The sequence below is a fragment of the Mycobacterium sp. smrl_JER01 genome (genome assembly GCF_048513595.2).
Lineage (GTDB): Bacteria > Actinomycetota > Actinomycetes > Mycobacteriales > Mycobacteriaceae > Mycobacterium.
On record NZ_JBLXXK020000001.1, the window covers coordinates 583,919 to 599,456 of the forward strand.

General features: G+C 69.3%; 16 protein-coding genes. 11 read left to right on the forward strand and 5 right to left on the reverse strand.

The genetic code is table 11. The features are described from left to right. Positions 1-59 precede the first annotated feature (59 nt). The gene (locus ACNUDN_RS02760) at positions 60-551 is read left to right on the forward strand and encodes an NUDIX hydrolase (RefSeq protein ID WP_419124987.1); all 492 of its coding nucleotides are present in this window, start codon (positions 60-62) and stop codon (positions 549-551) included. On the opposite strand, the gene thiE is transcribed toward ACNUDN_RS02760, so the two are convergent. Then, a complete protein-coding gene (thiE, locus tag ACNUDN_RS02765) occupies positions 535-1,170 on the reverse strand; it encodes a thiamine phosphate synthase (protein WP_419124988.1) in 636 nt (211 codons plus the stop codon). The two genes, ACNUDN_RS02760 and thiE, sit on opposite strands and share 17 nt — an antisense overlap. Positions 1,171-1,422: 252 nt before the next feature. On the opposite strand from thiE, the gene thiO reads away from it, so the two are divergent. From thiO to ACNUDN_RS02810, 9 genes are all read left to right on the forward strand, one after another. Beyond that, positions 1,423-2,463 (forward strand): glycine oxidase ThiO, encoded by a 1,041-nt coding sequence (gene thiO, locus ACNUDN_RS02770; protein WP_419120523.1) that lies wholly within the window; start codon positions 1,423-1,425, stop codon positions 2,461-2,463. Next, on the forward strand, positions 2,460-2,657 hold the full coding sequence (gene thiS / locus ACNUDN_RS02775) for a sulfur carrier protein ThiS (RefSeq protein ID WP_419120524.1): 198 nt from the start codon (positions 2,460-2,462) through the stop codon (positions 2,655-2,657). The genes thiO and thiS overlap by 4 nt, the downstream gene beginning before the upstream one ends. Position 2,658: 1 nt before the next feature. Then, positions 2,659-3,462 carry a thiazole synthase gene (locus ACNUDN_RS02780; RefSeq protein ID WP_419120525.1) on the forward strand — a complete coding sequence of 268 codons (804 nt, stop codon included), beginning with the start codon at positions 2,659-2,661 and terminating at the stop codon, positions 3,460-3,462. 13 nt (positions 3,463-3,475) lie between these two features. Continuing rightward, entirely contained in the window at positions 3,476-4,234 is a 759-nt protein-coding gene (locus ACNUDN_RS02785; RefSeq protein ID WP_419120526.1) for an SGNH/GDSL hydrolase family protein, read from the forward strand. Next, positions 4,231-5,148, forward strand: coding sequence for an ABC transporter ATP-binding protein (locus ACNUDN_RS02790; RefSeq protein WP_419120527.1), 918 nt, complete (start codon positions 4,231-4,233; stop codon positions 5,146-5,148). Before ACNUDN_RS02785 ends, ACNUDN_RS02790 begins: the two co-directional genes overlap by 4 nt. Continuing rightward, entirely contained in the window at positions 5,145-5,903 is a 759-nt protein-coding gene (locus tag ACNUDN_RS02795) for an ABC transporter permease (RefSeq protein WP_419120528.1), read from the forward strand. Before ACNUDN_RS02790 ends, ACNUDN_RS02795 begins: the two co-directional genes overlap by 4 nt. 81 nt (positions 5,904-5,984) lie before the next feature. Beyond that, positions 5,985-6,896 carry an alpha/beta fold hydrolase gene (locus ACNUDN_RS02800; RefSeq protein WP_419120529.1) on the forward strand — a complete coding sequence of 304 codons (912 nt, stop codon included), beginning with the start codon at positions 5,985-5,987 and terminating at the stop codon, positions 6,894-6,896. A 9-nt stretch (positions 6,897-6,905) separates the two neighbouring features. Continuing rightward, complete coding sequence (locus tag ACNUDN_RS02805) at positions 6,906-8,402, forward strand: M28 family metallopeptidase (protein WP_419120530.1); 1,497 nt, start codon at positions 6,906-6,908, stop codon at positions 8,400-8,402. A gap of 5 nt (positions 8,403-8,407) precedes the next feature. Continuing rightward, positions 8,408-9,865, forward strand: a complete 1,458-nt coding sequence (locus tag ACNUDN_RS02810) for a M28 family metallopeptidase (protein WP_419124989.1) — start codon at positions 8,408-8,410, stop codon at positions 9,863-9,865. Here the strand turns inward: ACNUDN_RS02810 and ACNUDN_RS02815 are convergent. Genes ACNUDN_RS02815 through ACNUDN_RS02830 form a run of 4 tightly spaced genes read right to left on the reverse strand, consistent with a single transcriptional unit; the run spans position 9,819 to position 14,060 of the window. Further along, positions 9,819-11,003 (reverse strand): aromatic ring-hydroxylating oxygenase subunit alpha, encoded by a 1,185-nt coding sequence (locus tag ACNUDN_RS02815; RefSeq protein WP_419120531.1) that lies wholly within the window; start codon positions 11,001-11,003, stop codon positions 9,819-9,821. The genes ACNUDN_RS02810 and ACNUDN_RS02815 overlap by 47 nt on opposite strands. Before the next feature lie 47 nt (positions 11,004-11,050). Beyond that, a complete protein-coding gene (locus ACNUDN_RS02820; protein ID WP_419120532.1) occupies positions 11,051-11,944 on the reverse strand; it encodes an ABC transporter permease in 894 nt (297 codons plus the stop codon). Then, positions 11,941-12,873 (reverse strand): ABC transporter permease, encoded by a 933-nt coding sequence (locus ACNUDN_RS02825; RefSeq protein ID WP_419120533.1) that lies wholly within the window; start codon positions 12,871-12,873, stop codon positions 11,941-11,943. Before ACNUDN_RS02825 ends, ACNUDN_RS02820 begins: the two co-directional genes overlap by 4 nt. Next, the gene (locus tag ACNUDN_RS02830; protein WP_419120534.1) at positions 12,831-14,060 is read right to left on the reverse strand and encodes a polyamine ABC transporter substrate-binding protein; all 1,230 of its coding nucleotides are present in this window, start codon (positions 14,058-14,060) and stop codon (positions 12,831-12,833) included. The genes ACNUDN_RS02825 and ACNUDN_RS02830 overlap by 43 nt, the downstream gene beginning before the upstream one ends. Before the next feature lie 93 nt (positions 14,061-14,153). On the opposite strand from ACNUDN_RS02830, the gene ACNUDN_RS02835 reads away from it, so the two are divergent. Beyond that, positions 14,154-15,533 (forward strand): aspartate aminotransferase family protein, encoded by a 1,380-nt coding sequence (locus ACNUDN_RS02835; RefSeq protein ID WP_419120535.1) that lies wholly within the window; start codon positions 14,154-14,156, stop codon positions 15,531-15,533. Positions 15,534-15,538 lie beyond the last annotated feature (5 nt).

Below are 15,538 nucleotides of genomic sequence, written 5' to 3' on the forward strand. Positions count from 1 at the left end.
TGCGGCGTGTGGCGAATCAACTGCCACGATTCGGTGACGAGTTCCTTATTCTGGAACGCGTGCGCGGAGACGGTGACGGCTGGGTGGTGTCGGCGGCCGGCAATGCGTACTGGGGCCGACATGGTGCCGCCGGGTTGCTGCTGCGGGCCCCCCGCCCGGACGGTTCGGCGTCGGTGCTGCTGCAGCACCGGGCGCCGTGGAGCCATCAGGGCGGCACCTGGGGACTGCCCGGCGGTGCCCGGGACAGTCACGAGACCGCCGAGCAGGCGGCCGTGCGCGAGGCGCACGAGGAGGCCGGCCTGCCCCCCGAGCAGGTCACCGTGCGGACCACCGTGGTCACCGCGGAGGTCTCCGGATGGACGTACACGACGGTCATCGCCGACGCCCGCGAACAGCTGGACACCGTCCCCAACCGGGAGAGTGCCGAGTTGCGCTGGGTGGCCGAGGACGAGGTCGCCGATCTGCCGCTGCATCCGGGCTTCGCCGCGAGCTGGGATCGACTGCGCGAGGTGACGGCCGCCATCCCGCTGCTGCTCAACCCGCAGAGCTGAGCATCCCGGCGAGCCTGCGGGCGGCCGCCTGCGGGTCCTCGGCGGCGGTGATCGCCCGCACCACCACCACGCGTCGCGCCCCCGCCTCGAGTACCTCGGGGAGCCGGTCGGCGTCGATGCCGCCGATCGCGAACCACGGCTTGTCGACACCCAGCGCCGCCGTCGACCGCACCAGCTCCAGGCCGGGCGCCCGGCGTCCCGGCTTGGTCGGCGTCGGCCAGCACGGTCCCACACAGAAGTAGTCGACGTCTTCCCCGACCGCGGCGTCGACCTGGTCGGGATCGTGCGTCGAGCGGCCCACGATGCGCTCCCCGACGATGCGGCGCGCCACCGTCAGCGGCAGATCGTCCTGCCCGAGGTGCAGCACGTCGGCCCCGGCCGCGACCGCGATGTCGGCCCGGTCGTTGACCGCGAGCAGGGCGGCATGCCTGCGCGCCGCGTCGGCCAGGATCTCCAGCGCCGCGAGCTCCTGGCGCGCCTCCAGCGGACCGAACCGCTGCTCGCCTGCGGAACCTTTGTCCCGCAGCTGGATGATGTCCACCCCGCCGGCCAGCGCTGCGTCGGCGAACTCGGCCAGATCGCCGCGTTCGCGGCGGGCGTCGGTGCACAGGTACAGCATCGCCCGGTCCAGCCGGGGCCCTGACCTGGCGGCGGGCTGCGGGTCCGATGTGTCTGACCCTGCCGTGTTGTCTGACTCGCGGGCTGTACGCACACTCGAACGCTAGCCGCGACGCGACGTAGGGTGCCAGCCGCGACGCGACGTAGGGTGGTAGGCGACCACACGGGAGTCCCGGGTACGGGGACTGAGAGTGAGCTCGCCGGCACTTACCGTCACACCTGATCCGGGTCATGCCGGCGAAGGGAGCCAGACATGTCGTCCCAGCCCCGAGGAACATTGGCCGTCGTCGGCGGCGGTGTCATCGGGCTGTCGGTGGCGCGACGCGCGCTGCAGGACGGCTGGAGCGTGCAGGTGTGCCACGCCGGCGGCCAGCGAGACAGCTATCACAGCGACCAGACCGCCGCCTCGTGGGTGGCGGGCGGGATGCTCGCCCCGCACAGTGAGGGCTGGCCCGGTGAGGAACGGCTGCTCGCCATCGGTCTGGAGTCACTGCGGCTCTGGCACGAGGGCTTTCTGGACGGGTTGGCCGCCGACGTCGTCACTGCCCGGGAGTCCCTCGTCGTGGCCGTCGACCGGGCCGATGCCGCCGACCTGCGGACGGTCGCGACGTGGCTGACCGACCAGGGTCATCCCGTGACACCGACGACCGCGGCGCGCGATATCGAACCGCTTCTGGCGCAGGGTATCCGGCACGGATTCCGGGCCGAGACGGAGCTGGCGGTGGACAACCGGGCCGTGGTGGCGGGGCTGGCTGCCCACTGTGAGCGCCTCGGTGTCCGGTGGGCGCCCCCGGTGACCTCGCTGGCCGAGCTGACCGCGGACAACGTCGTGATCGCCAACGGCATCGACGCCCCCACGCTGTGGCCCGGTCTGCCGGTGCGTCCGGTCAAGGGCGAGGTGCTGCGATTGCGCTGGCGGCGCGGATGTCTGCCGGTGCCGCAGCGGGTGGTGCGCGCCCGGGTGCACGGGCGACAGGTCTACGTCGTGCCGCGCGGTGACGGAGTGGTGGTGGGCGCGACCCAGTATGAGCACGGGCGCGACACCGCGCCGACGGTCAGCGGGGTGCGCGATCTGCTCAACGACGCGTGCGCCGTGATCCCGGCGCTGGGCGAGTACGAGCTCGCCGAGGTCGGTGCCGGCCTGCGCCCGATGACCCCCGACAACCTGCCCGTCGTCGGCAGGCTCGACGAGCGGACACTGGTGGCGACCGGGCACGGCCGTTCGGGTTTTCTGTTGGCGCCGTGGACGGCGCAGACCATCGCCGCCGAGCTGGAAGGAGCACTGGTTCGATGAAGGTCACGGTCAACGACGAAGCAGTGGAGGTCGACGAGCGCATGACGGTGGCGGCATTGCTGGACAAACTCGGCTTCCCGGAGAAGGGAATCGCCGTCGCGGTGGACTGGTCGGTGATCCCACGGTCGCAGTGGGACACCGCGCTGACCGACGGGGCCAAGGTCGAAGTGGTGACGGCGGTGCAGGGTGGCTGATATGACGGTGACTGATGTGACGGTGACTGATGTGACGGTGGGCGACGTGTCGACGGGCGCGCTGCGCATCGCCGACCGTGAATTCCGGTCCCGGCTGATCCTGGGCACCGGCGGAGCCACGAACCTCGCGGTTCTGGAATCGGCGCTGGCTGCTTCCGGAACCGAGTTGACCACTGTCGCGATGCGCCGGGTCGACGCCGACGGCGGAACCGGTGTGCTCGACCTGTTGGCCCGTTTGGGCATCACCCCGCTGCCCAACACCGCCGGCTGCCGAGGCGCGGCCGAAGCGGTGATGACCGCCCAACTGGCCCGCGAAGCGCTGCACACCGACTGGGTCAAGCTCGAGGTGATCGCCGACGAGCGCACCCTGTTGCCCGACGCCGTCGAATTGGTCCGCGCCGCCGAACAATTGGTCGATGACGGCTTCGTGGTGCTGCCGTACACCAATGACGACCCGGTTCTCGCCCGGCGCCTGGAGGCCATCGGCTGCGCCGCGGTGATGCCGCTCGGGTCACCGATCGGCACCGGGCTGGGCATCGCCAATCCGCACAACATCGAGATGATCGTCGACGCGGCCGGGGTGCCCGTCATCCTCGACGCCGGGATCGGCACCGCCAGCGATGCCGCGCTGGCCATGGAGTTGGGGTGCGACGCCGTGCTGCTGGCCAGCGCGGTCACCCGCGCCGCGGATCCGCCGGCGATGGCTGCCGCGATGGCCTCCGCCGTGCGGGCCGGTTATCTGGCGCGGCGGGCCGGCCGTATCCCGAAGAGGTTCTGGGCCCAGGCAAGCAGCCCCGCGCTGTGAAACGCCCTGCGCTGTGAAACGTTATGTGGCCCTGGGCTCTTCGATGGCCGCCGGGCCGGGGATCAAGCCCCGGGTGCCGGGCTCACCGCGCGCGGCGGGACGTTCGGCACGAAACTATCCGCACCTGGTGGCCGACGCGCTCGGTCTCGACCTGGTCGACGTCACCTATTCCGGCGCCACCACGTCCCACGTGTTGTCCGAATCGCAGCACGGCGCGCCGCCACAGATCAGTGCCCTCGACGGCACCGAGTCACTGGTCACGGTGACGATCGGCGGCAACGACGCCGGCTACGTCCCGATGTTGTTCGTGGCCGGGTTGCCCCGGCTGCTGCGTTCGGTGCCGCTACTCGGCCCCCGGATGCGCGATCTGCTCGATCCGGCGGCGCGGTATCTCGCGCTCGGCGAGGTCGGGAGCGCGTTGGTGGAGGTCGGTCGGCAGCTCCGCCAACGCGCACCGCGGGCCACCGTGCTGTTCGTCGACTACCTGACCCTGCTGCCCGCGACCGGGGACGCGCCCCCGCTGCCCCCGGCCGAATTGACGCTGGGCCGGCACATCGCGGCCACGCTGGAACAACTGACCGCCGACGCGGCCGCTGCCACCGGCTGCGGCCTGGTGCGCGCCGCGGAAGCCAGCAGGCAACACCACGCCTGGTCCCGGGAACCATGGACCACCCGGTTCGGTGTCCCGATCCCGGGTCGGCCCGCGCCACTGCATCCCAACGCCGACGGGATGCGCGCGGTCGCCGATCTCGTCGTGGCGGCGACCACGTGATCGAACTGTCGGCGCTGACCAAGGTCTTTCGAACCTCGCGGGGCCCGTTCCGGGCCGTCGACGGATTGACCTGCACCATCGAACCCGGCGTGGTGACCGGGTTTCTGGGGCCCAACGGTGCGGGCAAGACCACGACGATGCGGATCCTGCTCGGCCTCGACCACCCCACCTCGGGCAGCGCCACCATCGACGGCAAGACATACCGGCAACTGAAGAATCCACTGCGCACCGTCGGCGCGCTCCTGGACGCCAAACAGCTGCACCCCAACCGCACGGTGCGCAACCACCTGCGGTGGATCGCCGCCGCCAACGGCCTCGCGAAGGACCGGCCCGACGAGGTGCTCGACGTGGTCGGGCTGACCGCGGTGGCGGGCTCGCGGGCGGCGACACTGTCGTTGGGGATGAGCCAGCGGCTGGGCATCGCCGCTGCGCTGCTCGGTGACCCCCCGGTGCTGCTGTTCGACGAACCGGTCAACGGTCTCGATCCCGAGGGGATCCATTGGGTCCGCACGCTGATGCGCACGCTGGCCGGCGAGGGCCGCACCGTGCTGGTGTCGAGCCACCTGTTGTCGGAGATGGCCAATACCGCCGACCGTCTGGTCGTGATCGGAAAGGGCAGGCTGATCGCGGCGACCACGGTGGCCGACTTCATCGGAAACACCGGCGCGGCACTGGTCCGGGTCCGCAGCCCACGCCTGGAGGACCTGCGCGCCGCGCTCACCGCGGCCGGACTGACCGTCGTCACCGGAACCGACGCGCTGACGGTGCGCGACACCACCACCGAGACGGTCGGCGAGATCGCGGCGCGGCACGCGCTCGCGCTGCACGAACTCACCGCGCAGCAGGTCTCGCTGGAGCAGGCCTATCTGGCGTTGACCGACGACGCCACCGAGTACCGGGGCAGGACCCGATGACCGGTAACGCCGCCGCCGTCGTCAACGCCGAACGCATCAAGCTGACCACGTTGCGTTCGCCGCTGTGGTCGGTGGCGGCGGCTGCCGGGCTCAGTTTCGCGCTGGCCGCATTGCAGGCCACCGTCGCCTACGATTACGCGCGGCTGACCCCGCCCGACGCGGGGCTGGGGGTGGCGGTGTTCGGCGTCCCGGTGCTGATGATCGTCGCAGCGATGACCGTCACCGGGGAGTACCGCAGCGGTCTGATCGCCACCACGTTCATGGCGACGCCGGACCGGACCCTGGTGGTCTGCGCCAAAGCATTTGTCGCGGCGGTGTTCTCGGCAGTGTCGGCGGCGGTGATGGTGATCGGTGCCGCGCTGGTCGCGCGGTGGTTCGCCGATCCGGGTGTCGGCGATGCGCTCACGCCCGCGGCCACTGCAGGTTTCGCCGCCGCCGTGGCCCTCTACGCCGCGCTGGCCGCCGTACTCGGCGTCGGTGTCGCGGTGCTGTTGCGGCACACCGCGGGCGCGGTGACGGTGCTGTTGTTGTGGCCGCTGCTGGTCGAGCCGTTGCTGGCGAACCTGCCCGGCCGAGGTTGGCAGATCGGCCCCTACCTGCCGTTCGCCAACGTGCTGCGCTTCCTGGACGTGCAGTGGCCGTTCCCGGAGTTCGCGCTGCCCTGGAGCGATGTGGGAGCACTGGCATACTTCATGGTCGTGGTCGTGGTCGTGTTCGCCGCGGCGCTCGTCGCCGTCAACCGGCGTGACACCTGATCCGGCGGACCTCGGTGACCCGGTGCCGCACAGGTGATCCCGGACAAGTACTGCGGGCGACCGCCTGACGGAGAGGACAACGTGACCGCACCGCAGACCCTCACCCTGAGCCTGCCGCATCTGCAGGTCGAGGCGCTGGCGTGGGGTCCACCCGACGGTCGTCTGGTGTTGTGCCTGCACGGTTTCCCCGACAGCGCCTGGGGATGGCAGAAGCTGGCGCCGCTGCTCGCCGAGAAGGGGATGCGGGTGGTGGCGCCGTTCGCGCGAGGCTACGCGCCGACCGGTCCCGCTCCCGACGGGGATTACCACATCGGTGCGCTGATGTATGACGCGCTGGCGGTGCACCGCGAACTCGGTGCGCCCTCGGACGCCGTGCTGATCGGTCACGACTGGGGTGCGTTCACCGCCAGCGCGATCGCGGCCTACCCGGAATCTCCTTTCGCCGCACATATCTCGATCGCGGTGCCGCCGGTGCGGGCGATCAACGAGGCAGCCGGCCCGATACTGCGGCAGCTGCGCATGATGCCGCGCCAGCTTCGCAACAGTTGGTACATCCTGTTCTTCCAGCTGCCCGGGCTGCCCGAACGACTGCTACCGCGCGTCATCCCGAGGTTGTGGCGGGACTGGGGTCCCGCGGGTCATGACACCGCTGCCGAGTTGGAGGACGCGCTGTGCGCGCTGCCGAGCCCGGCGCACCGCCGGGCTGCGGTGGGCTACTACCGGGCCGTGGTCCGGCCATCGCGTCCCGCCGCCCGCTATGCGGATCTGCACAGGTGGTGCTTCGCGCTGCCACGGGTGCCGATCCTGCACATCCAAGGCGAGCAGGACGGTGCGATGCAGGCCGGGTTCGCCGAACGGATCGGTGCGGTGCTGCCCGCCGGTAGCCGGGTGGTGCTGATCGAGGATGCCGGGCACTTCGTCCAGATCGAACGCCCCGCCGAGACCGCCGCGGCGGTCCTCGACCATCTCGGGGCCCGCGGCGGGTCGCGCTAACGTGGTGGCGTGACCCGCTCAAGACTCCTGGCCGTGCTGGCTGTCGCCGTACTGGTCGTGGCGGGCTGTAGCCGAGAGGTAGCTCCCGAGCCGCAGCACGCCCCCGAACCCGCACTGGCCGCCGAGTTCGCCGACGGGTTGTCGCAGCAGATCAGCGCCGACGCGCTGATGGCGCACCTGGCCAGGCTGCAGGAGATCGCCGACGCCAACGGTGGCAACCGCGCACTGGGCACCCCCGGCTACGACGCCAGCGTCGAGTACGTCGCCGAAACACTGCGGGACAACGGGTTCGTGGTGGACACCCCGCAATTCGAGGTCCGCATCCCGTGGGCTGACGAGCCGTCACTGGTGGTGGCCGGTGCCGGCGCCGAGGCGCGACCGATGCAGTTCACCATCGGCACCGGTCCCGATGGGGCGTCGGGGCCGCTGGTGGCGGCCCCGGCGGAGGACACGCCCGGCTGTACGGCCGGCGACTACGACGGCCTGCGACTACAGGGCGCGGTCGTGCTCGTCGACCGCGGCGCCTGCCCGTTCGGCGGTAAACAGGCGGTGGCCGCCGATCTGGGTGCCGCGGCGCTGATCGTGGCCAACAACGACGGCAGCGACCTCGGGGCCGGCACGCTGGGTGAGTCCACCGACGTCAAGATCCCGGTCGTCTACGTGACCAAGGAGATCGGCGACCGGTTGCGCGCTCAGCAGGGCGCACCGGCGGTGCTCAACCTCAATGCCGGTGTCCGCGTCGAACAGACCCGCAATGTGATCGCGCAGACCAAGACCGGGGGCACCTCCGACGTGGTCATGGTCGGTGCGCACCTGGACAGCGTGCCGGAAGGTCCCGGCATCAACGACAACGGCTCGGGCGTCGCTGCCGTGCTGGAAACAGCTGTGCAGCTGGGTAGTTCACCCGAGGTCAACTACGCGGTGCGGTTCGGTTTCTGGGGCGCCGAGGAGCAGGGGCTGCTCGGCTCGAACGACTATGTGAGCTCTCTGGACGCCGAGGCGCTCAAGGACATCGCGCTCTACCTCAACTTCGACATGGTCGGATCTCCGAATCCCGGGTACTTCACCATGGACGGCAACCAGTCGACACCGCCGGGGCCGGGCGAAGGTGTGCCGCGGGTACCCGAGGGTTCGGCGGGTATCGAGCGCATGTTGACGGCCTATCTCGACCGGGCCGGCAAACCGGGTCAGGACACCTCGTACAACGGCAGGTCCGACTACGACGCCTTCACCCGGGCGGGAGTGCCTGCGGGCGGCCTGTTCTCGGGCGCGGAGGACAAGATGTCGCCGGAGCAGGCCGAGCTGTGGGGCGGGCAGGCCGATGAGCCCTTCGACCCGAACTACCACAAGGAGTCGGACACCCTCGAGCACATCGACCGCACCGCCATGCAGATCCACGGCAGTGGTGTCGCCTACGCGGTGGGGCTCTATGCTCAGGATCAGAGCGGTCGCAACGGGATACCGGTGCGCGACGACCGTGTCCGGCACCAACTGACCGACCAGTGACGAGCGTGTCGGCGCGGGGGGTCGCGGCGCTGGTCTCGGTGCTCGCTCTCCTCGCCGGATGTGCGACCGGCAGCCCGCCGCCTGCGCCCTTGGGCCAGGAACTGGCCGACAAGGTGACCGTCGACGGGGTGTACCGGCATCTGCAGGCGTTGCAGGACATCGCCGACACCCACGGGGGGAACCGCGCCGACGGTTCGCCCGGCTACCACGCCAGCGTGGACTATGTGGCACAGATGCTGCGCGACAAGGGTTTCGATGTGGCGACGCCGGAGTTCGACCGGCTGTCGGGCTCGCAGGGTGGCAGCCCGCGGCTGACGGTCGGTGGGCGCGACTTCCGCGTCGAGCAGGCCTCGCTGCTGCTCACCACTCAGGCGGGGGGACTGCGGGCGATCACGCTGCGGCCCCGCCGCGCCGCGGGCTGCGCCGCCGCCGACTACGGTGACGTGTCCGTGCGCGGGGCCGTCACCGTGGTCGACGACAGCGGATGTTCGGTGGTGACCAAACAACGAGTCGCACTGGCCGAGGGTGCGGTCGGCATGCTCGTGGTCAGTCAGGCCACCCCGTCGCGGCCCGTCGGGGCTCCGCCGACCCTGTTCACCCCCGGCTACTACCACGATCTGACCATCCCGGTGGGGATCATCGAACCCACAGCCGACGCCGCGCTGCGTCGCACCGAGGCGCCGGTCACGCTCGTCCTGGACAACCGCCCGGTCCTGACGACGTCACGAAACGTCATCGCACAGACCGGAACCGGCGACGACCGCAACGTCGTGATGGTCGGCGCGCATCTCGACAGTGTGGCGTCCGGCCCCGGCATCAACGACAACGGCTCCGGTGTGGCCACGGTGCTGGAGACCGCGCTGCAACTGGGCGCACAACCGCAGGTCGCCAACACGGTGCGGTTCGCGTTCTGGGGCGCCGAGGAGATCTCGATGGACGGCACCAGGAAGTACCTGCAGTCGCTCAGCAAGGAAGACCTCGACGACATCGCGCTGTACCTCAACTTCGACATGGTCGGCTCACCCAACGCCGGGTACTTCACCGACGACGGTGACCAGTCCACCGAGACCGGCGAGATCACCCCGGCGCCGAAGGGCTCGGCGGGTATCGAACGCACACTTGCCGGCCGGCTGCAGCTCTCGGGGGTGCGCCCTGCCGACATACCGCTGACCCGCATCACCGACTACGGTCCGTTTCTGGCCGCCGGGGTACCGGTCGGCGGGCTCACCACCGGTTCCTCGCAACGAAAGACCGAGGTGCAGGCCCGGCTCTGGGGTGGACGGGAAGGCGTGGCGTTCGATCCGAATTACCACACCCGGCTCGACAACATCGACAACATCGACAGGGATGCCCTGGCGATCATGTCGTCCGCGGCGGCGTACGCGATCGGTACCTACGGGGAGTCGATCGACGGGGTCAACGGGGTGCCGGGGCGTGACCAGCGGGACCGGCGTACGCCCTAGCCACCCTGGTGACGAACTGGTAGACGCCGTCCTCGTCGGGCGCCAGCGGTCCCGGGGTGGCGTGCGGGCTGCTCAGCCCGCGCTGCACCGACTCGCATGCCGCCCAATCCTGTCTGTTGGTGAGATCCCAGAAGTCGACCGCATACGACGGGTCGAAATCCGGTTGGGCGGCAACTTCTTTCGGGAAGGCCCAGGCGCACTCGACGTGGGTGCGGTCGGCGGCCAGCGGTGTCATCAGATGCGTCATCACATAGTCGGGGTGCAGGCTGACCAACAGGTTGGGATAGCCGACCAGGTACATGACACTGCGTCTCTCGTGATCGGAAAGGCCCTCGATCGCCACGCCGCCGCTCTTGCCGGTCAGCGACATCGTTTCCGCCTCGTCGACGATCGACATCCAACCGCCCATCCAGGAGCCCGGCAGGTCGATGTTCGCACCGCTGGTGGGCGGGCTGATGCGGGTCAGTTCGGGGTGGATGCTGGCACAGTGGTAGCACTCCTGGTAGTTCTCGGCGATCACCTTCCAGTTGGTGGCCAGCTCGTAGGAGTGACGCGCGACGATGACGAGCTCCTCGGGCCGGTACGGGCCGACGATCTGCTCCAGACCCGCGACGTGATCGCAGAATTCGGCGTCCTCGCCGCTCGGATCGACGAACAGCCAGCCGTGCCAGTCGATCAGACGCAGCTCGGTGAGCCCGAACTCCCCGGCATCGAACTCCCCGCCGGAGCAGTGCTCCGCGTCGCCGAAACCGGGTGCGTTGCGCAGGGTTCCGTCCAGCCGGTACGACCAGGCGTGATAGGGGCACACGATGGCGCGGCCCCGGGTGGTGCCCGCACATGGCAGCAGTTCGTGGCCGCGGTGCCGGCAGGTGTTCGCAAACGCCCGGACACGGTCCTCGCCGCGCACCAGCAGAACCCCGGTGGGGCCCGCGCCGACCGCCTTCTGGGCGCCGACCGCGCCCAGGTCGGCGGTGTAACCCACACAGGTCCACCCGGAGAAGAGGTGTCGCTGCTCCCAGGCGAAGACGGCGGGGTCGACGTAAGCCTCCCGGGGCAGCATCCGGGACCGGCCGAACGGGGCCAGCGCGGCCGCCACACCGTCGGCGGGCAACGGGGCCGGCGGATACTGTTTGAACATACAGTCAGTCTAGGGCCGGGGGCATGGCGGCGCCAGTGTGCGCGGACCTACACCTCTCCGGCGAAGGCGCCGATACCCCGGTCGGCGGTGGTCTCGTCGTTGCGGGTCATCCGGCGGAACACCAGGTACCCGATGGTCACCGCGGTCAGCGCGGTCACCAGCAACAAGGTGGCCAACGCGTTCAGAGCCGGGGTCGGCGCTCCGCGGGCGGTGTTGTAGATCTTCACCGACACCGGTTCGGACGCGGCGCCGCCGGACAGATAGCGCACCAGGACGAAGTCGTCGATGACGTCGGCGAACACCAGCACCGTGCTCGCGAAGATCGCGGGCATCAGCATCGGCATGATGACCCGGCGCAGCGCTCCCAGCGGTGACGCACCCAGATCCATCGCCGCCTCTTCGTACTGCGGGCCGATGGTGGCCAGCCGGGCCCGGACCAACACCGCCGGATAGGAGACCTGGAAGGTCACCAGGCCGATCACCTGCGCGGTGGTTCCGAGCTGGATCGGCAAGGCCACCGTGGTGATCACGAACAGCAGCGACACCGCCAGCAGCACTTCGGGCAGCACGAAGGCGAGCAGCATCAGGAAGTTGGCTCCCGCGGGGAGTCTGCCCCGCCACCGGTCGATGCCGAGCGCGAAGAGCACCCCGAGCGGCACGGTGATGATCGTGGTGAGCACGCCCAGCTGCAACGTCTGCAGCAGCGCGTTGTGCAGGGTGGCGTCATGCCACACCGAAAGCGTCTCGTCGCCCCAGTACCAGCGGAACGAGAAGCCCTGCCAGACAGTGCGGGAACGGCCGTCGTTGAAGGAGTACAGCACCGCGATCAGCACCGGCAGCAGTGACCACAGCAGGTAGCCGACGGTGACCGCGACCAGCACGCGCGGCGGGCGCCACGGATCGTTCCACCACGCGATCGGCCCGCGGCCGGGCCGGATCACGACGCCACCTCGTCGCGGCGGGCGGTGACTCTGATGTAGTACAGCATCGGCAGCAGTGCCACCAGGAAAACCAGCACGACGAATGCGCCGGCCTGCCCGGTCTGGCCCGGGGTCAGCACGCTGTCGTTGATCAGGTTTCCGACCATGGCCGTCTTCGGCGATGCCGAGAGCATGTCGCTGGTGAAATAGTCGCCGAGCATCGGAAGACAGGTCAGCAACACCGCGGCCACGATGGTCGGACGGCTCAGCGGCAGCGTCACCCGCCAGAACGACGACAGCCGGTCGGCACCGAGATCGCGTGAGGCCTCCAGCACCGGCTGGGACAGCCGGTCCAGACCGGCGTACAGCGGCAGGATCATGTACGGCACATAGCCGTAGACCAGGCCGAGGATCACCACGACGGGCTGTCCGTTGAGCCAGTTGATCTGCGGGGTGAACACCCCGCCGAGGCCGAGGACGGAGTTGACCAATCCGTCGTCCTGTAACAGGTTGACCCACGCAAACATCCGCATCATGTAGCTGATCCAGAACGGTGCGATCAACAGGGTCAACAGCAGTCCTCTGCGGCTACCCGAGAGCCGCGCCACGTAGTATGCGACCGGGAACGCGATCAGCAGGCACAGTGCGCTGGCGGTGAACACGAACACCGCGGTGCGCAGCAGGGCCGGTCCGTACACACCGTCGGGTCCGACGATGTGGGTCAGCACGTAGATGAACTGGGTAGGGTCCCATTGCAGCGGATTCCACACCGGCACCGCGGTGCGGAAGATGGGGTCGACGGTCCCGAACACGATGCACAGCACCACGTACATCGGCGCCACGAAGAACAGCAGCAGCCAGATCACGCCGGGTGCGGCGAGTGCGGGCCAGATCCCGCGGGACCGGTTCAGGAGCCGCCGGCCTTGAACGTGCGCCAGACGTCCTGCCACGCGGCCTCGTTGGCGGGATCGAGTTCCAGGACGCGGAAACCCGTGTCGAACCACTGCGGGTCGACGATCGCGGCGGAGAGGTTCTCCGGGATGAAGCCCTCGGCGACCAGAGTGGCCGGGTTGATGGAGTTCTGCGGCGGCTGGTAGCCGACCGCCGTGAAGTTCTGCATCGCGACCTCGGGGTCGAGCATGTGGTTGAGGAACAGGTGCGCCAGCACCGGGTTCTTCCCACCCTTGAGTGTCACCAGCATGTCGTTGTCCACCATGCCCCGGCCGTCGGCGGGGAACCAGTAGCGCAGCACCTCGGGCCCGGTGCCGTCCGGCAGGTAGGACTGGGCGTTGATGATGTCGCCCGACCACATCGCGGCCAGCCCCAGTTGCCCGGCCGGCAGGTCGTTGTAGGCGGTGATGGTGACCCGCGGCGACGTCGCCGCCATCAGGCTGCGCAGCTGTTCGCCCACCATGGCCAGGTCGGCCTCCGAGGACGTGTTGACGTCGGTGATGCCGTTGCGCAGCAACACCATCGCCATCGTGGTGTGCCAATCGTCGAGTACCGCGGTCTTACCGCGGTACTGCGGATCCCACAACGCGTCGTACGGGTTGGGCAGGGTGGCGATGTCGGCCGGCACCTGATCGGTGCGCCACCCGATGCCGGTGGTGTAGATGGTGTACGGGACGCTGTACCGCCACTGTTGGTCGTACCAGGGATTGGTGAAGCTGGGCCACACATTGCCGATGTTGGTGATGTAGCTGTGGTTCAAAGGTCGCAGCAAACCGCCGTTGACCAACCGGCTGATCTCGGTGTAATTGGCGTTGTAGATGTCGAAGTCGACCCCGCTGCGCAGCTTGGTCAGCGCCTCACCGCCGTCGTTGAATGTCGAGATCTCCACGGTGACACCGTATTTGTCCTCGAAGGACTTCACCGCGTCCGGGCTGACGTAGTCGGCGTAGCTGTAGAGCTTCAAGGTGCCCTGCTCGGGAGCCAGGCCGTCGGCGATCGGTTGATTGTCTTCGGGAATGTCCCAGGTGACCGGGTTGTCCGGGGAGGCGAGCTGCAGGCTCGGGGCGGGGCCGGCGGAATCCGAGCCGCCACCGCAGGCGCTCAGCAGGGCTCCGAGCCCGGGTGCGGTGGCCGCGAGAAGTGCTGCACGGGTCAGGAACTGTCGGCGGGTGGTGGGTGCTGGCATCAGGGCCTCCCCGTTTGATCTCGCGTCTTGTCGCTGGTAGGACTGTTGCATAGACTGAATGCTCAGTCAACCGATACGAGCGGAGGATCCGCGGTGTCTTCGTCGGCGACGCACGTGACCACGGCAGGCATCGACGAGCGGATCGCCGAGCAGGAGCAGATCTTCCTACGGCGGCAACCGCGCAGCACCGAGTTGATCGCGCAGGCCGGTCACCACCTGGCCGGCGGGGCAACCTCGAACTGGCAGATCGCCGAACCTCAGGCGGTCTGGATGAGCCACGGCAGCGGCTCGAAGGTCTACGACGTCGACGGCACCGAGTATGTGGACATGCACGGCGGCTACGGGGTGTCCATCGCCGGGCACGCGCATCCGGCGATCGTCGATGCCGTGACCGAAAGGGTCAGGCGTGGCACGCATTTCGCTCAGCCCACCGAGGATGCGATCTGGATCGCCGGTGAACTGTCCCGGCGTTTCGACCTGCCGCTGTGGCGGTACGCCAACTCCGGAACCGAGGCGACCATGGACGCCGTGCACCTGGCCCGCTCCTACACCGGTCGTGACCTGGTCATCAAGGTGGAGGGCTGCTACCACGGCCACCACGACTCGGTGCAGGTGTCCGTGCTGCCCGAAGCCGATGAGATCGGACCGCGTGAGGCCCCGAACAACGTTCCGGGCAACAGCGGAATACCGGGTGCCATCACCGATCTCGTCGTCGTGGTGCCGTTCAACGATGTCGAGGCGGTGGCCCGGGCGCTGGCCGCGCACCGGGATCGTATCGCCGCGATGATCCTGGAGCCGGTGATGATGAACGCCGGCATCATCGCGCCGGCGGACGGGTACCTGGCAGCCGTGCGCGATCTGCTGCATGCCCACGGGGCGTTGCTGATCTATGACGAGGTGAAGACCGGTTTCACCACCGGGCCGGGCGGCGTCACCGCGCTCACCGGTGTGGTGCCCGACCTGGTGTGCCTGGCAAAGGCGCTCGGCGGCGGCATCGCAGTGGCGGCTCTCGGGGGTAGCAGGGCGGTGATGTCGCTGATCGCCGACGGCCGGTATGAGCAGGTGGGCACCTTCAACGGGAACCCGCTGGCGATGGCGGCCGCCCGCGCCACACTGTCACAGGTGCTGACCGCGGACAGCTACACGCACCTCGACGCACTGTCGGCACGTCTGCGCGGCGCGCTGGAGGCCGCGGTGGCCGAGGCGGGCGCCGGATGGCACGTGGTGACGGTCGGCGCGAAGGGGTGCGTGACGTTCCGCGCGCAGCCGGTTCGCGAGTACCGGGATTTCCTCCAGGTCGACGCCCGACTGGGACATCTGCACTGGCTCATGCAGCACAATGGTGGGGTGTTTCTCCCACCGTGGGGCAAGGTCGAGCAATGGTTGTTGTCGGTGCAGCATTCCGCCGAGGATGTCGACAGGTTCGCTGCGAACTTCGCCGGGTTCGCGGGCGCGGTGGGAGTCTCGCGCTGACCGGC